The sequence below is a fragment of the Labilibaculum sp. DW002 genome (genome assembly GCF_029029525.1).
GTDB lineage: Bacteria > Bacteroidota > Bacteroidia > Bacteroidales > Marinifilaceae > Paralabilibaculum > Paralabilibaculum antarcticum.
This window is the reverse complement of sequence record NZ_JAKJSC010000012.1, coordinates 1-26,802: the sequence shown is the minus strand read 5'-3', so window position 1 is coordinate 26,802 and position 26,802 is coordinate 1. Positions and strand designations below refer to the sequence as shown.

Here is a 26,802-nt window from a genome sequence, read left to right as displayed (position 1 = left end):
GTAAGTTCGATTTAAAATGGAGGAATACCGTGTTTTTTACTTGGTCTTCTATCAACTTTGTTCATAGATACCTCAAGAGAGTGCAATAACATTTTACGAGTCTCTTCCGGCTCAATTACAGTATCGATATAACCTTTAGCTGCAGCTACATATGGATTAGCAAACTTCTCCTTATATTCAGCAACTTTCTCTTTACGCATTGCATCCGGATCTTCAGCACCCATAATCTCCTTACGGAAAATAATGTTAGCGGCTCCTTCTGGCCCCATTACTGCAATTTCAGCAGTAGGCCAAGCAAACATGAAGTCAGCTTTCATATGACGAGAGTTCATAGCAATATAACCTCCACCATACGCCTTACGTACAATTACAGTAATCTTAGGTACAGTAGCTTCACTGTATGCATAAAGAATCTTAGCACCATGACGAATCACACCTGCATGCTCCTGGTCAACACCTGGCAAGTATCCCGGCATATCTTCAAGAGTTACAATAGGAATATTAAATGCATCACAGTAACGAATGAATCGAGCAGCCTTATCTGAAGAATCACAATCAAGTACACCAGCAAGTACTAGTGGCTGATTTGCAACAAAACCGATCGTTTCACCATTCATTCTACCAAAACCAATAACGATGTTACGAGCAAAGCCTTCCATCACTTCAAAGAAGTCAGAATCATCACTAATTGCTCTAATTACGTTACGAATATCATAAGGTTGAGTTGGGTCATGAGGAACAATTTCTTCAATCTTGTATTCAGCCTTAGGTGGTTTTGGAGGGAAAGGACGTGCTTTCTTCTCGTTGTGCCAAGGGATGTAAGTAAGTAGTTTCTTGATTTGCTCGAAGCACTCAAGCTCGTTTTGAGCATAGAAATGAGCATTACCGGTGATCTCGCTGTGTACTTTCGCACCACCAAGTTCTTCCATACTTATTTCTTCACCTAAAACAGTTTTTATTACCTCAGGACCGGTAATAAACATTTTGGAAATGTTTTCTACTACAAACACAAAGTCGGTAAGGGCAGGAGAATAAACGGCTCCACCAGCACAAGGACCTAGAATAACTGACAATTGAGGAATAACTCCCGATGCCAAGGTATTACGGAAAAAGATTTCACCATAACCAGCAAGTGAGTTAACACCTTCCTGAATACGAGCTCCACCCGAATCATTAATACCAATCAAAGGTACACGCATTTTCAAAGCGTGATCCATTATTTTTGTAATCTTACGAGCATGCATAAGACCAAGAGAACCACCTGCTACAGTAAAATCCTGTGCAAAAAGACATACAGGCTGACCATAAATTGTTCCGGTTCCAATGATAACTCCATCACCATGAAGTTGTTTCTTCTCCATGCCAAAGTCGCGGGCTTCGTGTTCTACGAACATATCGTACTCATGAAAAGAATCTTCATCAACGATTGATGTGATTCTCTCACGCGCAGTCAATTTACCCATTGCAACTTGCTTCTGGATAGCTTTTTCACCACCACCTTGAAGCACTTTTTCTTTTCTCTTTCTAAGATCAAGAATGTTTCGTTTCAATGACATATTACGTACATTTAGTTAAAAAATATATATTGTCATATATATATTGAATTTCAATAGCTCATGAAATTCCAAGATACAACATTACTAATTTTTGGGATAGAAAAAAACTCTTTACAACTCCATCCCATATTCATAGACATATAAAATAAGCCCTTTTGCCTGATTATCAAACTTTTTTGCAAAAAACTATTTAGAATCTTTCTACTTAGGAGCGATTCGATAAAGGTAAACTGCAATGATTGAGAATACAATATTAGGCAACCAAACGGCAAGCAGTGGATTCATACTTCCATTTGTGGCAAACACAATTGAAATTTGCATGAATAATATGAAGGAAAAACTTAACAGAAGTCCTATTCCAAGATGTAAGCCCATTCCTCCTCTAATTTTTCTGGAGGCCAAACTCACACCAATAAGTGTAAGAATAAAAGTTGAAAATGGATTTGCCATTCTCTTATATTTCTCAATCTTATACGCTTCAATATTACTATCCCCTCTCATTGCCTGTTGCTCTATATAGGCATTCAATTGAGGCAAGTTCATCGCCTCAACGATATATTTTTTTGATCCAAACTCTTCCGGACCAAAACTAAAGGTTGTATCCTTAGTTCTTCCATGTTCAAAAGATTCCTTTTCTCCATCAATATTACGGATAAAATAATCTTTTATTGTCCATTTCTCCTTCTCCTTATTCCATTTTATAGAACGAGATGTCAGTTTTGAAACCAACTGCTTGCCTTCAAATTTTTCCAGAGAGAACTTATAACCTGTTTTACTCGAAGTTTCGAAGTTTGTCATATAGATAAAAAGACCTGGCTCTATCTGACGATGAATATTTCGTTCCTTGTTTACAAATCGTTTTTTCAGATAAGTATCAGTAAATTCAAGTCGTTTCGCATTGGCTGGCGGTATAACAAAATTGCTGAGAAAGAATGAAAACACCCCAATAATCAAAGCTGATATAAAGTAAGGAAACATCATTCTTCTAAAACTCACTCCGGAACTAAGAATAGCAATTATCTCGGTATCGTAAGCCATTTTTGATGTAAAATAGATAACCGAAATAAAAGTAAATAGTGCACTAAATAGATTAGCAAAGTATGGAATAAAGTTGACGTAGTAATCTAAAATTACAGCCTTGAAAGGTGCCTCCTTATCAATAAAATTATCAATCTTTTCGGAAAAATCGAAAATGATTGTAATACTGATAATCAGGATTATTGCAAAAAAGAAAGTTCCTAAAAACTTTCGAATGATATATAAGTCTAACTTTCCAAACATTTGAATTTTAAATTCTTATTTCCCGAAAATTGCAGCATTACAAATTTCGGGATAAAAGTATAACTTATTCTTCAATTAGCAATGTAGGTAGGCTTATTGTAAGCTTTTTTAACATTATTCTATAAACGTCTACCTAACTTCTCAACCATAATCTTCTTCCATTCATAGAAAGTTCCTTCATTAATTTTTTCTCTAGCTTCACGCACCAACCACAAGTAAAACGCAAGATTGTGAATACTACATATTTGACCACCCAACAATTCGTTCGAACGAATTAGATGTCTAACATAGGCTCTCGAATAAAAACTATCCACATATGATGTTCCGTTTGGATCAAGTGGAGTAAAATCATTAGCCCATTTCTGGTTTCTCATATTTAGAGTTCCCTCACTGGTAAAAATCATACCATTTCGTCCGTTACGAGTTGGCATAACACAATCGAACATATCAACACCACGAGAAATAGCTTCCAATATATTAATAGGAGTTCCAACACCCATCAAGTAACGTGGTTTTTCTTCTGGCAGCACCTGATTTACAACCTCAATCATGTCATACATATCTTGAGTTGGTTCACCAACAGCTAAGCCTCCAATAGCATATCCCTCACGGTTCAATGAAGCTGCATGTTCAGCTGCCTTGATGCGTAAATCCTTATATACACAGCCTTGAACAATTGGGAAAAGTGTTTGTGAATAACCATATTTCCCTTTCGTACTATCAAAACGATCGACACATCGCTCTAACCAACGTTGAGTTAATCCTAAAGATTTTTCTGCATATTCGTAACTTGAAGTTCCCGGAGGACATTCATCAAATGCCATAATAATATCAGCACCAATAGTGCGTTGAGTATCCATCACATTTTCCGGGGTAAACATATGCTTTGACCCATCAATATGTGATCTAAATATGGCACCTTCCTCAGTTAGCTTACGATTCTCAGCTAAAGAAAAAACCTGAAATCCACCACTATCTGTCAAAATCGGACGATCCCAGCCATTAAATTTATGCAAACCTCCTGCTTGCTCAAGTACATCCAAACCTGGACGTAGGTATAAATGATAGGTGTTACCTAAAATTATTTCTGCATTAATATCCTCTTTCAATTCGTGTTGATGCACTCCTTTAACAGAGCCAAGAGTCCCAACAGGCATGAAAATTGGTGTTTTAATCTTCCCGTGATCAGTAGTAATTTCACCAGTTCTGGCGCCTGATCTATCATCAGTATTGTGTAATTTAAAATCCATATCAACTATTTTTGTTTACTTACAGACTTTCCCATTCGATCAATCTGTAAAAAATCAGGCAGCAAAGATACTAATTAATCTTACTCATAAGTCATTTCAATGTTTTCAAAGCAAATAATTGATAATCAGAAAAACTAAACTTCACCTTTACCATTGCCAAACTCAAACAACAATTAATCCAAGCTTCAAAATTGTTATATCAGTAAGTTTCTCCTATTTTTGAAAAACATAAACAAGATTAAATTTGGAAACATTACTAACACTACCTACTTCCCCTTTACAATGGGCAATTCTTTCAATTTTGTTCACTTCTTTAGGCATGGAGATTTTTTACCACATCTTCTATATTCGATCCTTACGAAAGGAAAAAAATAAAAAACCAATTCAAAACACCGAGCCTTTATCAATTGTTATTTGCTCTAAAAATGAAAGTTCCTATTTGGAAGAAAATTTACCTTTATTCTTAGAACAGGATTATAAAAATTATGAAGTAATTGTGGTAAATGATGGTAGTTTTGATGATACAGAAACAATACTGGCACAATACCAATTAAAATACCCTCATTTAAGAACAACAAAAATTCCCGTTGATGAGAAATTTCATCACAATAAGAAATTAGCCATTACCATTGGAATAAAAGCAGCAAAAAACGAACATCTTATTTTTAGTAGCATACGCAACAAACCATCTGGCAACAATTGGTTAAAGACACTTATGAGATCGTGGGATAAAGGTGTTATAATGGGTTATGCAAATTTCGAAAACAAAAAAGGTTTTCTTCACAACTTCTTAAAATTCGATTTACTATTAAAGAGCATTAAAAGTTCCAGCTTTGCTTTATCGGGTAATCCACATTCTGGAAATGGAAACAACCTAGGCTATAAAAAAGCTGATTTTTTCAGAAACAAAGGATTTGCAAAACAAGCTCATTTTGAAGCTGGCTATGATCATTTAATGGTTCAACAATTGGGGAAGTTATCTGGAAACTCTGTCTGTAATCATCCTAATGCTAAAGTAAACCTATGTTCTGAAAACAAATTAGAACAATGGACAGAAATTAATCAACAATATTACAAGTGCAGAAAATACTTCTCAAGAAAAACCAAGCTAATTATTGATACAGAAACATTAAGTAAAGTCATTTTTTATTCCTTTTTCATTTACGCCCTATTCTTCACAGACTTATACATATTTCTGGCATTTGCTTTTTTTCTACGAACAATATCTATAATAAGCTTCACTAAAATATGCACAAGCCATTTGAAGGAAGAAAATTTATTTTTATCTTCGTGTATATATGACATTTTTGTACTATTTTCAAGATTATATTTTTTGTGTACAAATTTCATTTTCAGTAAACGCAACCAATGGAAATAAATCCTAATCTCTCAGAGAAAGCTCAACACGATTACAGGCTTGTTTTATCTGCCATTAGTGGTACACAAAAAGCATATGAAGAGCTTTTTAAAAGATACAAAGACGCCATCTTCTTTATGCTATTAAAGATGGTGAACAACAAAAATGATGCAGAGGATTTAACTTTTGAAGCATTTGGGAAAGCATTCAGAAATATCAAACAATATTCACCTAAATATGCTTTTAGCACTTGGCTTTTTAAGATTGCCTCTAACAATTGCATTGACTTTCTTAGAAAGAAAAGGGGAAATACAATTTCTATTGATGGAAAAGATAACGCTGAAAACGAAAGAGCGATTACCCTAGAATCAAATACACTTAATCCAGAGCAAGAGTTTATCAAAGGCCAAAAAGCCAAAATAATGCGTAATGAAGTAGGCCGCTTAAAAGAGCGTTACCGCCGATTAATAGAACTACGTTATTTTGAAGAGTTTTCTTATGATGAAATTGCCAAAGAATTAAACCTTCCAATTGGAACCGTGAAAGCTCAATTATTTAGAGCCCGAGAATTACTTTTCAACAATCTTAAAGATTCGGAAGTGAAAATCGATAAGAAAAAGGACTAAGAACTTTGTCCAATTGATCTTTATCGTCAGTCATCTGCAAAATTTAGCTTATCTTTGCCGGGTTAAAATTTACATTTGGCATGGAAATCCTTGAAAAATACTTTCCCGATTTATCGGAAGAACAAAGAGAAAAATTCTCTAAACTAAAAGATCTATACACTTTTTGGAATGATCAAATTAATGTGATTTCTCGAAAAGATATGGAATCTTTGTACGAACATCATGTACTTCACTCTTTAGCAATTGCTAAAGTGATCAATTTTACTCCTGGCACAAAAATAATGGATGTTGGAACTGGAGGTGGATTTCCTGGAATTCCTCTTGCAATTCTTTATCCTGAAACTAATTTTTATTTGATCGATTCGATCGGAAAAAAGATAAAAGTAGTAAATGAAGTGGCCGCAGCGTTAAAACTGAGCAATGTAAAAGCTGAACAAATTAGAGTTCAGCAAGTTAAAGATAAATTTGACTTTATTGTTAGCCGCGCTGTTACTGCATTTCCAAAATTTGTGAATATGGTTCGCAAAAATAGTAAGGCCAAAGATCAAAATAGTTTACCCAATGGAATCCTTTATTTAAAGGGTGGTGATTTTCAAGATGAAATCTCTGGATACGGAAGCAGAATCAGCCTTTACGAGTGTTCAGATTATTTCACAGAGGAGTTTTTTGAGACAAAAAAAGTGGTACACCTTGATCTTTAGTGAAAATAAAGTGGCCGATCTTTTTGCCAGATAAAAAAAATACTTATTTTTGCAGTCCAAAATCAACGCATATAATCACTTTATTCGATAAAAATATTTCGCGATGAAAAGAACATTTCAACCATCAAATAGAAAAAGAAGAAACAAGCACGGTTTCAGAGACAAAATGGCTTCTGCTAACGGAAGAGCAGTATTATCTCGTAGAAGAGCAAAAGGCAGAAAAAAATTATCTGTTTCTAGCGAGCGCAGACACAAAGCTTAATTTTTAAAATAAGCTTTATCTAAGATATAAAAAGTAAAGAACACGAAGTTCTTTACTTTTTTGTGTTTATAGAATTAGCAATATTCTATATTGATAAGATGGAGTTCCTAAGGAGCTCTTTTTTTATGGACATTACTCAAATCAAGAATTTAGTAATGCTTTAGCTATTTTTTTTCTGTAATCTAAAAATCTCTGCTATTTTTGTATAATGCAAAAGCAAAGCAGTAATAACTTTTGCAGATAGTTACCTATAAAAAAAACAAAAGCCCACTTAGAAGATGAAATCAGCAAATTTCTTCAGAAGCAAACTATTTCTAATACAAGTAGGAATTGCACTCGTTACAACCATAGCCTTGGTATGGATTACTTTATTAAGCCTTGGCTGGTATACTCATCATGGAGAAGAGTTAAAAGTACCGGATCTCTACGGCATGAGTCTTGAGGAAGCGGACGTAAAAATTAATACTGATCATCTTCGTTATACGATTTATGATTCAATCTACAATTCAGATTTTGCACCTGGTACAGTTTTAGATCAGAGACCTTTTGCTGGGGCAATCGTAAAAAGAAAAAGAAATATTTTCTTAACGATCAACTCAATGAAACCTGAGCAGGTTCGTTTTCCGAATTTGGTTGACAATTCTTTTAGACAAGCTTACGAACTATTAATTACCAATGGTTTTAAGATTGGCAAATTAGAGTATGCTGAAAATCAATTTTTTAATTTGGTTTTATTTCCAAAATACATGGGAGATACAATTCATGCTGGAAGTATGATTGACAAAGGAGCAACAGTAGATTTAGTATTAGGAAAAGGAGCAAACCGAGGAATTATTGCACCCAACTTACTAGGCAAATCTACTGCACAGGCAAAAGAAAAAATTATTCTTTCCAATATGAACTTAGGAAAGATTACATTCGATCAAACAATAACCAATCATCTTGATTCTATTCAAGCAAAAGTCTGGAAGCAAACTCCAGCTTTTAACGAGAATCGAAGAATTAAAGTTGGCTCAAACATCAACATCTGGCTAACCCGTGATTCTGTAAAGCTTCACCAAGCCGATTCGATAATGCAAAGACGTTTAAGCAATTTGCTTTACTAAACAATTTTAGAAAATGACTGATAAAGAACCAATAGATAATTTCAATTCGGAAGAGGATTTTGATGCAACTAAAGAACAATTCGAACATTTTCGCTTCGATGTTGATCCTGGTCAAACACCTTTACGAATAGATAAATACTTAGTCGATCGCATGCTAAACTCATCAAGAAACAAAATTCAGGATTCTGCAGATAATGGTAACATTCGTGTTAACGATGTTGTTGTTAAAAGAAATTATAAGGTTAAACCAGGCGATGTTGTAACAATTGTACTGAGTTATCCTCCTCGGGAAATCGAAATTATTGCTGAAGACATCCCATTAAATATTGTTTATGAAGATGATGATTTCATAATTGTAAATAAAAACCCAGGAATGGTTGTCCACCCATCATATGGACATTATTCAGGAACTTTAGTAAATGCTCTTGCTTTTCATCTAAAGAATTTACCTCTTTTTAATTCTAAAGATCCACGTCCAGGCCTTGTCCATCGTATCGATAAGGACACTTCCGGAATTTTGGTTATTGCAAAAAATGAAATCGCAAAAACCAAATTAGCTCTACAATTTTTCAATAAAACCAGTGATAGAAAATATCGCGCACTAGTTTGGGGTAATTTAGAAGAAGATGAAGGAACAATTACCGGACATGTTGGTCGTAACTTGAAGAATCGAAAAGTTATGGATGTTTTCCCTGACGGAGAATATGGTAAACATGCCGTAACACACTATCGCGTACTAGAAAGACTGGGATATGTTAATTTAGTAGAATGCGTGCTTGAAACAGGTCGTACACACCAAATTCGTGCCCATTTCAAACATATAGGTCATCCTCTTTTTAATGATGCTGATTACGGTGGAAATCAAATTTTAAAAGGCACAACATTCACAAAATACAAACAGTTTGTTCAAAATTGTTTTAAGATATGTCCACGCCAAGCTCTTCATGCTAAAACATTAGGATTCATCCATCCAAGCACTAACGAATACATTTCATTTAATTCGGAAATACCTGATGACATGGCAACATTAATCAAAAAATGGAGAGATTATACAGCTAACAGACCCATTGAAGTAGAAGACGAAGATGAAGATTAAAAATATATAATGCACAATGAAAAGAACAATTGCTGTAATTGCTGGTGGTGATTCTGCCGAATTTGAAATTTCACTACAAACTGCAAATCATATATTCGCAAGTTTAGATCCAAAAAAGTACATTCCCTACTTAATAACATTTAAGGGAATGGACTGGAATGTAAAAATTGAAGATCAGAACTATCCTGTAGATAAAAATGATTTTAGCTTCACAAGAAATGGAGAAAAAGTCAAGTTTGATTTTGCATACATAGGAATTCATGGAACTCCTGGCGAAAATGGCATTCTACAAGGATATCTTCAACTACTTAATATTCCTCATTCTACTTGCGGTGTATTAAGCAGTTCGCTTAGTTTTAACAAGCATGCATGCAATTCTTTTCTCAAGTCATACAATTTCAATATTGCCAAATCGGTATTGTTGAAAAAAGGACAGAAATTCTCATCGCCTGAAATTGAATCTTCTCTTGGAATGCCATGCTTTGTGAAACCAAATGCAGATGGATCGAGCTTTGGAATTTCAAAGGTAAAACGCGTTGAAGATTTAGAGGAAGCAATTTACAAAGCTTTTAACGAAGGAAACGAAGTTATAATAGAAGAGTTTATAGATGGCTTAGAATTTACCTGTGGATTGGTTAAAACCAAAAAGGAATCCATTATTTTTCCCGTAACAGAGGTTTTACCAAAAAAGGAATTCTTTGATTACGAAGCCAAGTACGATCCAAATATGGCAGAAGAAATTACTCCTGCTAGAATATCTGATGAACTAACACTTCGAATTCAAAACCTATCTTCTGATGTCTATGATGCATTAAAATGCAAGGGAATTGTTCGTGTGGATTACATGATTCGACAAGATGAAATTTTCATACTGGAAGCAAACACAATTCCCGGAATGACAGCTAACAGTTTTATACCAAAACAAGTTGCTGCAATGAACAAAGAATTGAAAGATATTTTAAGCCTTGTAATTGAAAATGAATTTTAAGGAAGCTTAAACACCTGTAGGTGTGTTTTTTATACAGAATCAGAAAAAAGAGACTATTTTATCTTTTTTCTGATTTTTTTTTATTTTTTTTCATCCTCACGAAAGCATTATAAAAAAAGGAAAGCTTATTATTTTATGAAAACAAGTCACTATTAATCAGACCTAAAATCACTTTTCATACAGAACTTTTTTGCAACTCCCGCGTAATAGAATATAGATTTAATGAATTACTTATTTCGATTCATTAATTTCATAGTTAAATTTTAGGGTTAGTAATAGAACATTAAAAGGAGGCCGGGGCAGCCTCCTTTTTTGTGCCTTCTATTTTGTAAAATCGATCAATTTTTTCTCTTTAAATAAAAAAATCCGATGAGTAATAACTCACCGGATTCCATATTCGTATTTGATTAGACTATTTAGTCAACATCAATATATTCTTCATTGTACGCCTCTAATGGTGCACATGTACACATTAAGTTACGATCACCGTAAGCATCGTCTACACGTCCAACAGTAGGCCAGAATTTGTTGTCTGCAACCCACTCTAATGGATAAGCTGCTTTTTTACGAGAGTATGAATGGTTCCACTCATCGGCAGTTAATACCATATGCGTATGTGGAGCATGCTTAAGAACGTTGTCTTGAGCATCGGCAACACCATCTTCAATTTCCTTCATCTCTTCGTTAATCTTAGCAAGTGCTTCAACAAAACGATCTAGTTCTTCTAGTGGCTCACTTTCAGTAGGCTCTACCATAAGTGTTCCGTGAACAGGGAAAGAAAGAGTCGGTGCATGGAAGCCGTAGTCCATTAAACGCTTCGCAATATCACCATCAGTAATACCAACAGTTTTATTAAACTCTCTACAGTCGAAAATCATCTCGTGACCTACACGACCATTATCTCCTTTGTAAAGAATCTTGAAACCAAGTTTTTCGAACGAAGAAGCAAGGTAGTTGGCATTTAAGATAGCCATCTTGGTTACTTCCTCTAAACCAGCAGTACCTAACATTGCGATATAACCGTAAGTAATAGGTAATACGCTAGCCGATCCGAAAGGAGCAGCAGCTACTGCCGTGATTCCATTTTTACCACCTGTCTCAACAACTTTGTGTGAAGGTAAGAATTGAACCAAGTGTTCAGCAACACCAATAGGACCAACTCCAGGACCACCACCACCGTGAGGAATGGCAAATGTTTTATGTAGATTCAAGTGACAAACGTCAGCGCCAATAGCACCTGGGTTTGTTAATCCAACTTGAGCATTCATATTAGCACCATCCATATAAACCTGTCCACCATTCTCGTGAATCAAGTTCATCATTTCTTTGATGCCAGTTTCAAATACACCGTGAGTAGAAGGGTATGTGATCATGTAGGCACATAAATCTTCTTTGTGCTTCTCAACTTTAGCTTTAAAGTCTTCTGAATCTACGTTACCATTTTCATCACACTTAACAACCACGACTTTCATTCCAGCCATTGTTACTGTAGCTGGGTTAGTTCCGTGTGCAGATGCAGGAATCAATACAACATTTCTGTGACCTTCGCCACGAGATTTTTGGTATTCACGAATAACTAATAAACCTGTGTACTCACCAGCAGCACCGGAATTTGGTTGTAGTGTACATCCGGCAAAGCCCGTAATTGTAGATAACCACTGCTCAAGTTCAGTTATGATTTGAGTATAACCGTCAGCTTGATTAGTTGGGATGAATGGGTGAAGTCCACCAAATTCAGGCCAGCTAATAGGAAACATTTCTGCAGCAGCATTCAATTTCATAGTACAAGAACCTAAAGAAATCATCGAAGTGTTTAGCCCGATATCTTTTTTCTCAAGGTTTTTGATGTAACGCATCATTGCAGTTTCTGAATGATAACGATTGAATACATCTAATGTTAGGTATTCGCTTTTACGAGCTAATTTCTCATCGAAATATAACTTTTCTTCTACCTCTTTTATAGCTATTTCCTTATCCGCAGCTTTAGCGAAAATATTTAAGATGGTATTAATCTCTTCTTTACTGATTTTTTCATCAGTAGAAATACCAATCGTAGTTTCATTAACATAGCGAAAGTTCAATTCTGCATTTACAGCAGCTTCCCGAATTCCTTCAACAGAAACTACTGAAGGAACAACAACTTCCAAAGTATCAAAGTAGTTTTCAACAGTTTGTTGATAACCCAATGATTTTAATCCTTCTGATAATTCACCAGCAGCAGAATGGATATGAGTAGCAATTCTCTTCAAGCCTTCAGCACCATGAAAAACTCCATAAAAACCTGCCATTGTAGCTAATAAGGCCTGAGCTGTACAGATGTTTGAAGTCGCTTTTTCACGTTTGATATGCTGCTCACGAGTTTGAAGAGCCATACGGATTGCCTGGTTACCTTGAGCATCTTTGGTTACACCAATGATACGTCCGGGAACGTTACGCTTATAAGCTTCACGACAAGCTAAGAAAGCTGCGTGTGGTCCACCGTATCCCATTGGAACACCAAAACGTTGAGACGAACCGACAACAATATCAGCACCCCACTCGCCAGGAGCAGTAAGTAACGCTAAACTCATAAGATCAGCTGCAACAGCAACTAAAGCTTCAGCTCCGTGTGCCTTCTCTACGAACTCTGTGTAGTCTTCAACACTACCATTAGCAGCAGGGTATTGGATGATAGATCCGAATACTGCATCAGTAAATTCGAATGTTTTATAATCTCCAACAACAAGCTCAATACCTAGTGGCTGAGCACGAGTCACAAGTACATCTAGTGTTTGAGCAAAAATGTTTTCGTCAACAAAAAGTGTATTGGCCTTAGCCTTTTTCTTTGCTCTTGAACGTAAACTATGCATCATATACATGGTTTCACCCACAGCAGTTGCTTCATCAAGAAGTGAGCTGTTAGCTAATTCCATTTTAGTTAGATCTAAAACAACTGTTTGAAAGTTCAAAAGTGCTTCTAGTCTACCTTGAGAAACTTCAGCTTGGTATGGTGTATATGGCGTATACCATCCTGGATTTTCGAGTACGTTTCGAAGGATAACAGGAGGGGTAATTGTGTCATAATATCCTTGACCAATAAAGGTTCTGAATAATTTGTTTTTAGCAGCAATACCTTTAATTTTCGCTAAATATTCATTCTCAGTTAAAGCTTCAGGAAGATCTAAAGGCTGAGTTAAACGAATATCAGAAGGGATTGTTTCTTCAATTAGGGCATCTAAAGATGATGCGCCAACAGTTTCCAACATTGTTTTAATATCGCCATTGCGAGGTCCAATGTGACGGGAAACAAACTTTTCGGTTGCCATATCCTTGTAAAAATTTAGTGTTTGTGTAAAATATTTGTGATTGTAAAAGTAGCAAAAGATTTACATTTCCTAGAAGTAAAACAGGGAATTTCGCCATTGTTTTCTAACATGATTGGACTGTTTTTTAATTCTTCTTAACAATTTGTTTTATAGACCAATACAAACATGATTTATATCATGATTCTGTTCATCTTTTGCCAATATTAAGCCCACAAAAAAACCCCTCTAATATGAGGGGTTGTAAAATATTTTTATTGAATTAGCTCAATCCTTTTAAAAACAAATTATTAGCTCGTTCATGACCAATTGTTGTTGCAGGTCCATGCCCAGGATATAAATCAACTTCATCATCTAAAACAAGTAATTTTGTTTTGATACCTTCTATTAATTGATCGAAATTTCCATAAGGCAGATCGGTACGACCGATACTTTCACGAAACACTACATCACCTACAATTGCAAATTTTTGAGCTTCGTTATAAAAAACAACATGACCTGGAGAATGACCTGGAATATGAAGCACTTTCAACTCAGAATTTCCAAATTTAATTACATCACCATCTTTAATAGCTTGTCCCATTGCTGGCGGTTCAACAACATTTTCAAGTCCTAAACGAACCCCATAATTAGGCGCTTCAGCCAATAAAAACTCATCATCTTTATGAGCATGCGTAAGCAAGCCAAACTGATCTTTCATAAATTGATTTCCCAAAACATGATCGATATGCAAATGCGTATTCAGCTGTTTAACGAGTTTAATTCCTTTTTTCTCAACAAAATCAATCAGTTTTTTCCCTTCATCATCGAAGAAAACGCCACAGTCGATTAATACTGCTTCTCCTGTTTCGTCATGTAAAATGTATGTATTTTCTTGCCAGTGATTAAACACCAATGTTTCTATCGTAATCATATCCAAATATATTTTTAGTAGCTCAAATTTACATCTAATCCGCAATTTTAAAAAATCTTGTAGAGATGAAAAAGAAAAAATGACAAAACACAAGCTACAAAATCCGAATTCTTGTGACAAGAATCTTTTATTCGTTTAAATGAAAAGTATCTAAAACCTCATACTTTGGTCCAACATCACTTAGAACACTCTCCATCAAAACAAATTCCTTAACAAACAACTCCTCTCCTTCCCATTCATTCCATTTCGCAAGTGCTAAAGCTACATTTTTAGGTTCTTTAACCCCTCCTTTTATTCTTCCAATAGTTACGTGAGGTTTATATTTATACGTATCCAATTCACTAATTTCTTCAAGCTTAAAATGAATCTCTTTTTGCAAGTCAAATAAATTTTGATGAGAATCTATTCCTATCCACAATATCCGAGGAGAATCTAATGATGGAAAAGCCCCAAGTCCCTTTAAACTCAAATAGAAACCGCTAAATTGCTTAGCCACAATTTTTAAGGTGTGAATTAAATTAGGAATCGCATCAACACTTTTATTCCCAATAAAAAAAAGAGTAACATGAAGCCCCTTATCATTTACCCATTTAATTCTTTCTTTGCTTAAATCAAGCCCAACTTGTCGAAAAATTTCTTGAATTTGATTCGTATTGGCTATCTTTATTGCTATGAATAATCGTTTTGACTTCATATCTTATTTTAAATCAATAAATGGAGTTCTTTTCGATGATTAATTTACCGCAAAATTCTAAACAAAAAAATAAAGTATTTTAAAATGAATTCAAAGAAAAAATTTGCAGTTATCCTTGCTGGTTCGGGTGTATACGATGGATCTGAAATTCATGAAGCCACACTTGCCTTATATGCGATTTCTAAAAATGGGGGAGAGTATCAAATTTTTGCTCCTAATATCGATCAGCACCATGTGGTGAACCATTTAACGGGAGAAGAAATGGCCGAAACAAGAAATGTTTTGGTAGAAGCTGCCCGAATTGCCCGTGGTAATATCAAAGATTTAAAAGAATTTAAAGCAGGTGATTTTGATGCGATTCTTTTCCCGGGAGGATTTGGAGTGGCTAAAAATCTTTGTTCCTTGGCATTCGATGGAGCAGATTGTAATGTAGATTCCGGAATTGAGAACGTGTTAAGAGAAATGCACAAAGCAGCTAAGCCAATTGCAGCTCTTTGTATTGCTCCTGCACTGATTGCAAAAGTAATAAGTAATGTGGAAGTTACCATCGGTCAAGATGCTGGTACTGCTGAAGCAATTACGCAAATGGGAGCAATACATGTGAACACAAATCATGGCGAAATTGTTTTCGACAAAGAAAACAAAATTGTTACAACACCTTGTTATATGCTCGATGCGACTATTGCTCAAATTGGAGAAGGAGCAGAAAAAGTAGTTAAAACAATTATGGCACTGAGTATTTAAAATTATTAGCAATTGGCAAGTACAACTGGTCAATTGCTTTTTCCACTACAAACAATTCTATGAAAAACCGCAATACAAAAGATGTAGGTGAAAACCATATTTACCCATTTATTTTCTCGAACCTAGCACTTTTTATTGGTATTTTTTTAAGCTTAAACGCTGCAAACGAAGCTGCGCTGCCGTTATTCTCTATCTCGGTGAACTTATTCTTCAATTGGTCATTTTTCTATTTATGGAAAAAGAAAAAACTGACACACTTCTCTCAACATTACAATAACTTAGTTATTTCTATATTTTGTATCGCAGCACTTAGTCCAATCATTTTTCTCTTAATTCCGCTACTGTTCTTTCCTGAAATCACGAACGGTGCCTTACTTTTGTTTAGTTGGCTATTTAGCTTTATTGCATATTTTGTTATTGCAAAATCATATGCATGGGAAAGCAAAGTTGAAAAGACACTTAATACATATCGAATGAACATCGAAGAGGAAAAGGAAGATGCCTTTTTAGAAGTTCAAAAATTAATTGATGAATCTGATCTACAAGAATTTGAAGAATACATAGAAAAGTCGCAGCTCTATGATGAAAGGATGGAAAAATATTTATCAAGCAAGGCTAGTTAATCCTCTTTATTGGTAACTTACTTGGTGGGCCTAATTCATTTTTTTTCATGCGATCTAATATTTCCTCTACCATCCAATCATCCCCTAAGGGATCGTATTCTGCTTTTAAAGATGACCCAAACATGGTTGCAACCGATTGCCAAAATACCGCTGTAAAGGAACCCTTCAATTCTTTTAGATGATCGTAACTTGTTCCTCCTGTTTCCCGATCTATTAATTTTAAGAGTAGCTTTCCTTGCGAAATTTTTAGTTTCATTATAGGCTTTTTATACTCCTTCATTAAGCCTTTGTATTCTTTTCGAATCAATTTTCTTCGTTGCTTGTTGCTATCAATTGAATCTAACTCATTGGTTAATTTTACAATGGTTTCATTTGCTGCTTGTGCATATGGGTATACAATCCGGATATTTCGAACAGTACGCCAATATTTACGTGTACTTCGATAATGTCTTCGTTTCCTTTTTTTATATCTCTTAATTTTTACTTCATCAAGATTAACGTGCAAATTAGAATCTAAAAACACAATTGTATCCTGAAGCACATTCACACGACAAATTATGCTACTATTCGCAGTTTTTACATTAGCCAAAGCAAAAACAAACAATCCCAAAATCCATATTTTAATACTCTCCTTCATTCCTAATTCAAAGATAAACTTTCTTATCTTTAAGTGAATGAAACTTATGTATAAATTTAGTTGAGCTATGATCAATAAAAAGCACGTAGTACATATGCGTTAAGGATTGTAGCGGATACCCCACAGCGAAGAATGAGCGAGGAGTAATAGCGAAAAGCTTGACCAAAATATACTTTTGTGGTAAAAAAAGTAATAATTTGGTAACGCCCTATTAAAATAGCTTATGGAACAAATTGATATTCATTCCTTGAAAATGATTCTTATTTACATAATTACAAAAGTTAATCGTAAAGATTAAAAGGTTCTATTTATCATGATTTGAATCGTTTCAGCAGCATTTTAGCAAAAGTGAAATTTACTTAACGCAATCCTTTTCTATACACTAAATTTTTACTTCATTTGCAAATCGAAAAATCTTTTTTTTGATACAAACAACAAAGACTAACGACACTTTATTAGATCGGTATGACTAAGTACGTAGAATTAGATGTTCGCTCAGAAATTGGAGAACTGGAAGGTGTTATTCTTCATACTCCAGGATCGGAAGTTGAGAACATGACTCCTGAGAATGCTGAAAGAGCTCTTTATAGCGATATTCTAAACCTTGCAGTAGCGCAAAAAGAGTACAAGCAGCTAAGCGGATCTTTGGGAGAAATTACTCAAACTTATCAGGTAAAAGATTTGTTGGCCAATATCCTTAAGGATGATAAGGTTAAGGAAATCGTGATTGATAAGATTTGTAAGATTGAACCTGAACTTGCTGTTAAAGGAAATACGTATTGTATTAAGGATACTTTATTAGATCAAAATGCTGAAGATTTAGCTTCATTATTGATCGAAGGAGTAGCTTTAACACGCGACAACCTAACGAAATTTTTAAGTAAAGAGCGCTATGCTATGCGCCCGCTTCATAATTTCTTCTTTACGCGTGACGCATCTATGTCGCTGGGAGATGAGGTTTTGATTGGGAAAATGGCAAATGCTGTTCGTGATCGTGAGTCATTAATCATGCAGGCTATTTTCGATTATACACCAGGTTTCAAAGCAAAAACGGTGAACCCTATCGATAATCCAAACATGGACCCTAATTGTATGATTGAGGGTGGTGATGTTTTGGTTGCTCGTGAAGATATTCTGGTTATTGGTAACGGAACACGTACTACAACTCAGGGGATCGACTTTATTTTGGCTCAACTGCTTTCTCAAAAAGAAGAGAAGCCTCGTCATATCTTAGTTCAGGAATTACCATCACATCCGGAGTCATTTATTCACCTGGATATGGTGTTTACACTACTTGATAAGGACAAGTGTATGGTTTATGAACCATTAATTATTCGTCCTAACAAATACCAAACAGTTCATATCACAATTCAGGCAGGCAAGGTTGTTAATATCAAAAGAGAGAACAACTTATTACAAGCACTTAAGAAATTAGGTATGGAGCTTAAGCCAATTCACTGTGGTGACACCAAAGAGCCTTGGAATCAAGAAAGAGAGCAATGGCATGGTGCTAACTTCTTTGCTGTAGGGCCAGGTAAAGCTGTTGGATATGCTCGTAATATCTACACCATGGAAGAAATGAACAAGAATGGTTTCGAAATTATTCCAGCTGATGATGTGATTAGTCATAAAGTTAACTTGACTGATTACGAAAAGTATGTGATTACACTTGAAGGATCAGAACTACCTCGTGGTGGTGGTGGTGCGCGTTGTATGACTATGCCAATTCGTCGTAAATCGGTTAATTGGTAAGAATTAAAACAAAATATAGTAAAGGAACCTCAAAAGGGTTCCTTTTTTTATATTTTTGTAGGCGATAAAAATACAGACCAAATTCTATTTTGTTACGATGAGAAAATTAAAAAACAGCGAACTAAACCGTAAAAGCATCAACGAATTTAAAGAGTCGGATAAAACGCCTATTATTATTGTATTAGATAATGTTAGAAGTCTGAACAATATTGGATCGGTATTTCGTACATCGGATGCTCTTTTGATTGAAGCTGTTTATTTATGTGGCATTACCGCCACTCCACCTCACCGTGAATTGCACAAAACAGCTTTAGGAGCAGAAGACTCTGTTGCGTGGGAATATTTTGAAAAAACAGAAGATGCTATTGCGAAACTACAAAGTAATAACTTTGGTGTTTACGCTGTAGAACAAGCTGAAAACAGTACCTCTTTAGAGTCTTTTAATATGGATTCGGAAAAGAAATACGCTTTGGTTTTTGGGAATGAAGTAAAAGGTGTTCAACAAAAAATCGTTAGCCTTTCTGATGGGTGTATTGAAATCCCTCAGTTTGGAACAAAGCACTCCTTTAATATTTCAGTAAGTTGTGGAATTGTTCTTTGGGATCTATTCTCGAAATTAAATTACGCCAACAAATAAGATATTAGCTTATAAATTAAATTCTAAAGTGACAACAGAACCTGGAAATTCATTCTCATAAATTTTTGAGAATGTACGGTGCTTTACTTGTTTCCAAACACCATCACCCGACATTATCTGAATTCGACCTTCGTTTTGTTTAATAAACTGCCTAATGGTATAAAGACCAATTCCTTTTCGGGTATTTTTTTGAGTTGTGTGCCCTTGCTCCACTGCCCATTCAATACCTCCAACTCCATTCAAACTTTTTTTAGTTGCTTTATTCACTAACAAATTAAAAGGCCTTCCCAAATCAACGATGCTAACACAAAGTTTCTTGTTGTACACCGAATAATAATGAGCTATAAATACTTCTTTACAATTACTATGTGCAAAAGCATTTCGAAATATCTCTACAATGCACAATTGCACAGCCATCTTTAATTGCTGATTTAAGCTAATTTCAGGACGTTCAGGAAAGATTCTAGAGTCTAGGTAATCGGACAAGGCTTCTTCGTCTTCTGTGGCGAATTGTTGGCATTTTACAAAACTCTTCCACAAGTATTTGCGAGCAGAACCATTTACTAATTTTTTGGTATTAAATAAATTCTGAATAGGCGATTGAATATTCTGTAAACGAATTTTATTTTTTCTTCGCTCTAAACCTGCAATCAGACCAGCTAAAATGGCAAAAAGGTTCGATTCAATCACTTTAGTGTTCGAAAAATCGAAAACAATACGATCCTCGAAACAATTTTTTGTTTGCTCATGTATTTTCGAAAAGAATACATAGCCCTGAAAATTGTTCACTAATTTATATGGGATTTCAATTACCATTTTACAATCATTTTAATTCATCAGCCTTAATAAAAGGGAATTGGCTAAGATAAAAATTCTAATGAACATTTCACTTACTAGAATAAAAAAAGCGACCCAATAATGGGTCGCTTTTTAATATTTTAATGAATAACGAATTATTCAACGATAGCTTTGAATTTAGCATCTTCGAATACTTTAGCAAATTCCATATCAGATTTTGCAGTAGCTTTCAAAGAAGCATCCTTAGCAGTAGCTGATTTCAAGTTAGAGAAAATTAAGTTTTCGTTGTTAGTTCTTGCACCAACAATAGCTTTTAGGTAATCAACCATAGCGTTATCACTTGTGTTCTTGTTCAATTTCTCAAGAGCAACAGTGTATTTTCCAGCAAGGATGTTAGCTAAAGCAGAGTTTACACAATTGCACTCGCCAAACTGCTGAGCTGCTAAGTCGTACTGAGCTTTCTTAACAGCAACGATACCTAAGTTATAGTTTACCTCGCTACCAGCACCAGTTGCAGCTCCGAATAACACTTCAGCATCAGCCGTGTTACCTTTTACTAATTCAACAGCTCCTAAGTTATTTTTAACAACCGGATTGTTAGCTGAAAGCTGATCAGCTTTGTCGAAGTTAGCTTTAGCTTCGTCAACTTTACCCATTCCGAAAAGAACCATACCAGCATCGTTATGAGATCTCCAGTCTTTAGCAAATTGCTTCTTAGCCGTTTCATAAATTGCTAATTTCTCACTAGCTACTTTTGTAAGTGTTGCAGCATAAAGCAATTCTTCAACATTCAATTCAGCAGGATTGTTCTTAGCAAGATCTTTAATTTGATCGTCTGATTTACCAATGTTATCAACGTTAACCATGAACTTAGCTCTTCTCAACTTAGGAAGAATCTCTTTCTTAACTTCAGAGAAAGCAGCAGAGATGTTCTTGATTTCTTTCTCGCGTACTTCAGGATCTGTGTACATTGAAAGAACACGTAGAATTAATTCTTTGTCTCTAATGTTAGAAGCTTGCATCAATTTCTTGAAACCATCCCAGTCTTCAGGAGTAACCTTAGATTTGAAGAAGTCTTCGCTAGCGTAGTTAGAAAGCTTAGCTTTTTTCATTGATTTCTTTACATACTTAGAAGAAGAAACCTCACGCTTACCAGCTAATTTCTCATTGAAATCTTCAGCTCCATCAGGTGATGCATAAGCAGAAACTTCAATTCCTTTGTATTCTTTATTAGCGTCAGCTTCAACAGTTTTGAAGTACTCGCCTAAAGCTTTAATATCTTCGGTTTTCATTTCTGACCAACGAACCTGAGAGCTGTTGATTAGGTAATGAAGATCAGCTTCTTTCGTTTCAGCAATAATTCTTTGGAAAGCATCCTTACCAATAATGTTAGCAGGGTTATTCTGAACAAGAGTTGCAGTTGCTTTTACACCATCAGCAATTTTTACAGGATCAAAATTCAATGATTTTTCACCTTTTGAAGCAGTCATACGAACTTCAAGCTCAGAAATACGCATTGCTTTGTCGTAGTCAATACTTCCTTTATAGGTAATCGTTTTACCTGTTTCGTAAGGTACTACCATTGCATTTCCTTGTACTTTCTCACCTTGAAGTGTTTTAGGAGCAAAAGCTTTTTCGCCACCATCGTACTTCAATACAGGAGTTGCTACTAAAGTTACATTCTTGTTGAAATAGTTAGCAGGAATGTTAACTGTAATTTTCACATCAACCATATCAGCATGAGCTTCCAATACTTCTGGAGTTACTTGATACTTGATGTTACTTGCTTCTTTCTTCATTTTACTTAAACCTGCACAGCTTGATAAAACCACAACAGATAACAGTAAAGAAGCTAGGGAAATAACCTTTGATCTTTTCATAACAACTACTTAATTATTTTAACTTTTAAAATTATAATCTAGTTCAAAAACAAATTTAAGAAAATTTTATGCAAATTAAATCGATTCAACCATTTTATTTGGCTTTTCAAGGCTTTCAGAGAATGATTCTATTAACACCTTTTTTACAATCAGCATTAAAAATTGCTTTGGAGATTTTAAGATAATCTTCTGTGTTGTTAACAAAGTCAAGTTCATTGGTATCAATTATCAGAAAACTAAGCTCTTGCTGTTGCTTAAAAAACTCAAAATAACTATCCTGAATTTTTTGCAAATAATCTGCTGAAATATCTTGTTCATACTCTCTTCCTCTACTTTTTATGTTGTCTAACAATTTATCTACACTAGAATGTAAATAAACGTATAGGTCTGGTTTTGGTAAAGAATTATGGATAATATGGAAAAACTGACGATATAGGTTATATTCGTCATCTTGTAGGGTTTGCTTCGAAAAAATCAATGATTTCATGAAGTAATAATCTGCAATCGTAAAAGATTTAAACAAATCTCTCTCACTCAATTCATTCTTTAATTGATTGTATCGATCGGCTAGAAATGACATTTCTAAAGGAAAAGAATACTTCTCTTGATCTTCATAAAACTTCGGTAAAAAGGGATTATTTGCAAACTGTTCTAAAATCAGTTTAGCATTATATTCTTCTGCAATTTTATGAGAAAGTGAGGTTTTTCCTGCACCAATATTTCCTTCTATTACGATAAACTTATAATCCATTAATAACGACTTACAGATTTAGAGACATAAAAATAAATAATGAGGCGTAAATATCAGACTTTTTTTAAGAAAAGGATTAGTCAAAAGCCTTAATTTATTAACAATATTTTTTCTTGTGAAAAAAGTGTCCTTTCTCAAAAAAAATAATCACAATTCACTCATGATATTTTAAGAAGAAAATTAGATTTGCTTCCCATTTCGCAGGTAAAATTTATCCTTTCGACTTCCCAAAACATTACCAGCAAACATTCCTACTCCTGCAGCTAAGAAAAATGTGGTTGGATGAAATGAATAGAATATTCCAAAAGAAAGCAATAAACCAAAACAAGCTCCAACTAAAGTGAAAATTGCAGAATAGGTATAAGTAAAATGATGGGCTTGATAAACGTCATGTTGTACTTTAAGATGTTTAATCAATTTCTCTACTCTCTTTTCATACTCACTTCTATTTACCCCCGACTTATTAATCAATCGATCCAGATCATTTACAATTTCCTCTAATTCCTTCCGCGAATATTTACAGTCTAGGCAATTCTTTTGATTCTGAAGTAATTTTGCAATTCGTTTCAGCTTCTCGATCTGATAAAACCGATAATCCTTTATCGATATGTACAAATCAATTTGCTCATCTATATTTTTTGATATTTCTTCGATCCAGTTCTCTTCCATAAAAGCATTTCCTAAATAATTCTACAAAGTTAATCATTCAATAAACATCAAAAAAAAATCCCGGAATAAATCCGGGATTTCTAAATCGTATAATTGATTTATTATTTCTCGTTTTTCTCAGGCTTTGGTAATAAAACTTTTCTAGAAAGTTTCAATTTACCTGTTTTAGGATCGATACCGATAAGTTTCACTTCAACTTCCTGACCTTCTTTCAATACTTCATCAACAGTGTTTAGTCTGCGATGCTCAATTTCAGAAATGTGAAGTAAACCATCTTTACCAGGAAGAACTTCGACGAAAGCACCAAAGGCAACAATCGACTTAACTTTTCCTTTATAGATCGTTCCAACTTCAGGAACTGCAGTGATACCTTTGATACGACCTAATGCAATATCAATTGCTTCTTTGTTGTCAGCTGAGATATCAACATGACCTTTTCCGTCAACTTCTTCGATTACGATAACCGCACCTGAAGTTTCTTGAATCTCTTGAATAATCTTACCACCTGGTCCGATTACAGCACCAATCATATCCTTAGGAATAACAAGTGATACAATTCTTGGAGCGTGAGGCTTAAGATCTTCTCTTGGAGTTTCAATAGTCTCAGAAATCTTATCTAGAATATGAAGACGTCCATCACGTGCTTGCATTAGAGCTTGCTCCAATACTTCGTATGGAAGTCCGTCAACTTTAATATCCATTTGAGTAGCAGTAATACCATCTCTGGTACCTGTTACTTTAAAGTCCATATCTCCCAAGTGATCTTCATCACCTAAGATATCAGAAAGAACAGCATATTTTTTAGCACCTTCAGTTGAGATTAATCCCATTGCGATACCAGTTACCGGCTTTTTGATTTGGATACCTGCATCCATTAATGCTAATGTACCTGCACAAACTGTTGCCATTGAAGACGAACCATTTGATTCAAGGATATCAGAAACAACACGGATAGCATATGGAGAATCTGCTGGAATCATACCTTTAAGAGCACGGAAAGCCAGGTTACCATGTCCTACTTCTCTACGGCTAACACCACGATTTGGACGGGCGTCACCAGTTGAGAATGATGGGAAATTATAATGAAGAACAAACTTCTCTTTTCCTCTATAAAGTACATCGTCAACGATTTTCTCATCTAACTTTGTACCTAAAGTTACTGATGTTAACGATTGAGTCTCACCACGTGTAAATACAGCTGATCCGTGAGCACCTGGAAGGTAATCAATTTCAGACCAGATAGGACGGATTTGATCTGTATCACGACCATCAAGACGTTTACGATCTTCCAATACCATTTCACGAACAGCATCTTTTTCTACATCGTGGTAATAACGTCCAATTAAAGACATGTTGATATCTGAAGCTTCTTTTCCTTCTGAATATTCCTCAACAAATTCTTTTTTAATTGAAGCGAATGCTTCAGCACGCTGGTGCTTATTTGGATTCTGCAATCTTGCAGCTGCTAATACCTTAGCGTATGTTTTATCCACGATTAACTGACGAAGCTCTTCATCACTCTCCTCATGGCAATATTCTCTTTTTACAGTTTTACCTGTTAATTCAGCCAACTCAACTTGAGCTTGACATTGAACCTTAATAGCTTCATGGCCAACTTTGATAGCCTCTAACATTTCAGCCTCAGAAACTTCGTTCATTTCGCCTTCAACCATCATGATGTTATCCATGGTAGCTGCAATAATCATATCAAGATCAGCTGTAGCTAACTCTTCACGACCAGGATTGATCACCATTTTACCATCTATTCTGGCAACACGTACTTCAGAAATTGGTTCTGCAAATGGCACATCTGAAACTGCAATTGCAGCAGATGCAGCTAAACCGGCAATTGCATCAGGCATATCATTAGCATCAACCGAAATAAGGTTAATTGTAACAAAAGTTTCTGCATGATAATCTTCTGGGAATAGTGGACGTAGAGCACGATCCACAAGACGACAAACTAGAATCTCATGATCTGAAGGACGACCTTCACGTTTCATGAAACCACCTGGAAATCTTCCTAGAGCACTAAATTTTTCTTTGTATTCTACTGATAATGGCATGAAATCCACATCAGGTTTTGCATCCTTTGCGGATACAACTGTAGCCAACAGCATGGTCTTACCCATTTTTACTACTACAGATCCATCAGCTTGTTTAGCTAATTTCCCTGTTTCAATTGTGATGGACCTTCCATCACCTAATTCAATTTTTTTTTCGATTACATTCATCATTTGTAGTTTTATTCAAACTTATATTGGGATAAGGCTAGATGTTGCCGTACTTAAATAAAAAAAGCAATCCCGATTGCTCAAGATTGCTAATATTATAAGATATTACTTACGCATGTTTAATGCTTTAATAATAGCACGGTATCTTTCAATATCTTTTGCTTTTAAGTAATCTAATAGGCTTCTTCTTTTACCTACTAGCAATTGCAGCGCACGTTGGGTACTGTAATCTTTTCTATTTTTCTTAAGGTGCTCAGTTAAGTGAGCGATACGGTAGGAAAATAAAGCGATCTGAGATTCTGCAGCCCCAGTGTCTTTATTAGACTTTCCGTATTGTTCGAAAAGCTCTTGCTTTTTTTCTGCTGATAAATACATAATTCTTTTTTTGAATTTTAAAAAATATAATAATTGACTGCTCAACACAATCAGTTCGCAAAATTAAGCAATATTTTCTACAAAGCAAGATATCAACACAAAAACATCGTCTTAATCTATTGAATTATTGCTATTTATTCCAATAAAATTTTCGCTTTGCATAAAGATTAAAATCAACCAATAAATTTTTCCCTTTCAATGAAGTTAAACAAGCTTTCGTTAACAGAATTGAATACCTAAAAAAGAGCCTTACTACTTATGAAATATCCCAATAAATCGGGACTGTAAGAAGAGAAATTCAATGATTATATTCATATTGACTTTATCAAAAAAAAAAGGATAGAAACTCCGTAGAATTTCTATCCTTTTAAAAGTTGGCGTCGACCTACTCTCCCACATTTCTGCAGTACCATCGGCGCTAACGAGCTTAACTTCTCTGTTCGGAAAGGGAAGAGGTGGAACCTCGTTGCAATAAACACCTAAAATCGTTTCACAAAATCTTGCCTTTGCAAGTTGTGATTATATTATTTGAACCGTAAATAACTCTTTATTTACGCACATTTTCTATCA

The 26,802-nt window shown here is 34.9% G+C and carries 24 protein-coding genes and 1 rRNA gene; 11 read left to right on the top strand and 14 right to left on the bottom strand.

The window, feature by feature from the left end; translation table 11 throughout:
- Window positions 1–11: 11 nt before the first annotated feature.
- The 3 genes from L3049_RS21325 to tgt all read right to left on the bottom strand — a co-directional run bounded on the left by L3049_RS21325 (window position 12) and on the right by tgt (window position 4,087).
- Window positions 12–1,556 (bottom strand): acyl-CoA carboxylase subunit beta, encoded by a 1,545-nt coding sequence (locus L3049_RS21325; protein ID WP_275111867.1) that lies wholly within the window; start codon window positions 1,554–1,556, stop codon window positions 12–14.
- Window positions 1,557–1,757: 201 nt separating this feature from the next.
- The gene (locus tag L3049_RS21320) at window positions 1,758–2,837 is read right to left on the bottom strand and encodes an LptF/LptG family permease (RefSeq protein WP_275111866.1); all 1,080 of its coding nucleotides are present in this window, start codon (window positions 2,835–2,837) and stop codon (window positions 1,758–1,760) included.
- Window positions 2,838–2,956: 119 nt separating this feature from the next.
- Complete coding sequence (gene tgt / locus L3049_RS21315) at window positions 2,957–4,087, bottom strand: tRNA guanosine(34) transglycosylase Tgt (protein WP_275111865.1); 1,131 nt, start codon at window positions 4,085–4,087, stop codon at window positions 2,957–2,959.
- A 244-nt stretch (window positions 4,088–4,331) separates the two neighbouring features.
- Here tgt and L3049_RS21310 point away from each other — a divergent pair, with 244 nt between their 5' ends.
- The 7 genes from L3049_RS21310 (at window position 4,332) to L3049_RS21280 (ending at window position 10,223) form a co-directional block, all read left to right on the top strand.
- On the top strand, window positions 4,332–5,465 hold the full coding sequence (locus tag L3049_RS21310) for a glycosyltransferase (RefSeq protein ID WP_275111864.1): 1,134 nt from the start codon (window positions 4,332–4,334) through the stop codon (window positions 5,463–5,465).
- A complete protein-coding gene (locus L3049_RS21305) occupies window positions 5,456–6,070 on the top strand; it encodes an RNA polymerase sigma factor (protein WP_275111863.1) in 615 nt (204 codons plus the stop codon). The genes L3049_RS21310 and L3049_RS21305 overlap by 10 nt, the downstream gene beginning before the upstream one ends.
- A gap of 80 nt (window positions 6,071–6,150) precedes the next feature.
- Window positions 6,151–6,771 carry a 16S rRNA (guanine(527)-N(7))-methyltransferase RsmG gene (gene rsmG, locus L3049_RS21300; RefSeq protein ID WP_275111862.1) on the top strand — a complete coding sequence of 207 codons (621 nt, stop codon included), beginning with the start codon at window positions 6,151–6,153 and terminating at the stop codon, window positions 6,769–6,771.
- Between the two features lie 103 nt (window positions 6,772–6,874).
- A complete protein-coding gene (gene rpmH, locus L3049_RS21295) occupies window positions 6,875–7,033 on the top strand; it encodes a 50S ribosomal protein L34 (RefSeq protein WP_125029576.1) in 159 nt (52 codons plus the stop codon).
- Window positions 7,034–7,311: 278 nt separating this feature from the next.
- Window positions 7,312–8,139, top strand: coding sequence for a PASTA domain-containing protein (locus L3049_RS21290; protein ID WP_275111861.1), 828 nt, complete (start codon window positions 7,312–7,314; stop codon window positions 8,137–8,139).
- Window positions 8,140–8,152: 13 nt separating this feature from the next.
- Entirely contained in the window at window positions 8,153–9,235 is a 1,083-nt protein-coding gene (locus tag L3049_RS21285) for an RluA family pseudouridine synthase (RefSeq protein WP_275111860.1), read from the top strand.
- Window positions 9,236–9,251: 16 nt separating this feature from the next.
- Entirely contained in the window at window positions 9,252–10,223 is a 972-nt protein-coding gene (locus L3049_RS21280; protein WP_275111859.1) for a D-alanine--D-alanine ligase, read from the top strand.
- Between the two features lie 416 nt (window positions 10,224–10,639).
- Here the strand turns inward: L3049_RS21280 and gcvP are convergent, their stop codons facing one another.
- The 3 genes from gcvP to thpR all read right to left on the bottom strand — a co-directional run bounded on the left by gcvP (window position 10,640) and on the right by thpR (window position 15,132).
- On the bottom strand, window positions 10,640–13,528 hold the full coding sequence (gene gcvP / locus L3049_RS21275; protein ID WP_275111858.1) for an aminomethyl-transferring glycine dehydrogenase: 2,889 nt from the start codon (window positions 13,526–13,528) through the stop codon (window positions 10,640–10,642).
- Window positions 13,529–13,787: 259 nt separating this feature from the next.
- Complete coding sequence (locus tag L3049_RS21270) at window positions 13,788–14,438, bottom strand: MBL fold metallo-hydrolase (protein WP_275111857.1); 651 nt, start codon at window positions 14,436–14,438, stop codon at window positions 13,788–13,790.
- 127 nt (window positions 14,439–14,565) lie between these two features.
- A complete protein-coding gene (thpR, locus tag L3049_RS21265) occupies window positions 14,566–15,132 on the bottom strand; it encodes an RNA 2',3'-cyclic phosphodiesterase (protein WP_275111856.1) in 567 nt (188 codons plus the stop codon).
- An 84-nt stretch (window positions 15,133–15,216) separates the two neighbouring features.
- On the opposite strand from thpR, the gene elbB reads away from it, so the two are divergent.
- Both elbB and L3049_RS21255 read left to right on the top strand, forming a co-directional pair.
- Window positions 15,217–15,876 carry an isoprenoid biosynthesis glyoxalase ElbB gene (gene elbB, locus L3049_RS21260; protein ID WP_275111855.1) on the top strand — a complete coding sequence of 220 codons (660 nt, stop codon included), beginning with the start codon at window positions 15,217–15,219 and terminating at the stop codon, window positions 15,874–15,876.
- Between the two features lie 59 nt (window positions 15,877–15,935).
- Window positions 15,936–16,499 carry a hypothetical protein gene (locus L3049_RS21255; protein WP_275111854.1) on the top strand — a complete coding sequence of 188 codons (564 nt, stop codon included), beginning with the start codon at window positions 15,936–15,938 and terminating at the stop codon, window positions 16,497–16,499.
- Here L3049_RS21255 and L3049_RS21250 read toward each other — a convergent pair.
- Window positions 16,492–17,136, bottom strand: coding sequence for a DUF4294 domain-containing protein (locus L3049_RS21250; protein ID WP_275111853.1), 645 nt, complete (start codon window positions 17,134–17,136; stop codon window positions 16,492–16,494). The two genes, L3049_RS21255 and L3049_RS21250, sit on opposite strands and share 8 nt — an antisense overlap.
- 465 nt (window positions 17,137–17,601) lie before the next feature.
- On the opposite strand from L3049_RS21250, the gene L3049_RS21245 reads away from it, so the two are divergent.
- On the top strand, window positions 17,602–18,888 hold the full coding sequence (locus L3049_RS21245) for an arginine deiminase (protein ID WP_275111852.1): 1,287 nt from the start codon (window positions 17,602–17,604) through the stop codon (window positions 18,886–18,888).
- Between the two features lie 97 nt (window positions 18,889–18,985).
- Window positions 18,986–19,525, top strand: coding sequence for an RNA methyltransferase (locus L3049_RS21240; protein ID WP_275111851.1), 540 nt, complete (start codon window positions 18,986–18,988; stop codon window positions 19,523–19,525).
- A 9-nt stretch (window positions 19,526–19,534) separates the two neighbouring features.
- Here the strand turns inward: L3049_RS21240 and L3049_RS21235 are convergent, their stop codons facing one another.
- From L3049_RS21235 to rrf, 7 genes are all read right to left on the bottom strand, one after another.
- Entirely contained in the window at window positions 19,535–20,341 is an 807-nt protein-coding gene (locus tag L3049_RS21235; RefSeq protein WP_275111850.1) for an ATP-binding protein, read from the bottom strand.
- A gap of 137 nt (window positions 20,342–20,478) precedes the next feature.
- On the bottom strand, window positions 20,479–22,203 hold the full coding sequence (locus tag L3049_RS21230) for a tetratricopeptide repeat protein (protein WP_275111849.1): 1,725 nt from the start codon (window positions 22,201–22,203) through the stop codon (window positions 20,479–20,481).
- A 115-nt stretch (window positions 22,204–22,318) separates the two neighbouring features.
- Window positions 22,319–22,954: a deoxynucleoside kinase gene (locus L3049_RS21225; protein WP_275111848.1), complete on the bottom strand. Its 636-nt coding sequence runs from the start codon at window positions 22,952–22,954 to the stop codon at window positions 22,319–22,321.
- Window positions 22,955–23,134: 180 nt separating this feature from the next.
- A complete protein-coding gene (locus L3049_RS21220) occupies window positions 23,135–23,623 on the bottom strand; it encodes a hypothetical protein (RefSeq protein ID WP_275111847.1) in 489 nt (162 codons plus the stop codon).
- A gap of 101 nt (window positions 23,624–23,724) precedes the next feature.
- Window positions 23,725–25,857 carry a polyribonucleotide nucleotidyltransferase gene (locus L3049_RS21215; protein WP_275111846.1) on the bottom strand — a complete coding sequence of 711 codons (2,133 nt, stop codon included), beginning with the start codon at window positions 25,855–25,857 and terminating at the stop codon, window positions 23,725–23,727.
- A 105-nt stretch (window positions 25,858–25,962) separates the two neighbouring features.
- A complete protein-coding gene (gene rpsO, locus L3049_RS21210; RefSeq protein ID WP_275111845.1) occupies window positions 25,963–26,232 on the bottom strand; it encodes a 30S ribosomal protein S15 in 270 nt (89 codons plus the stop codon).
- A gap of 372 nt (window positions 26,233–26,604) precedes the next feature.
- A 5S ribosomal RNA gene (gene rrf, locus L3049_RS21205) occupies window positions 26,605–26,715 on the bottom strand.
- Window positions 26,716–26,802: the final 87 nt, after the last annotated feature.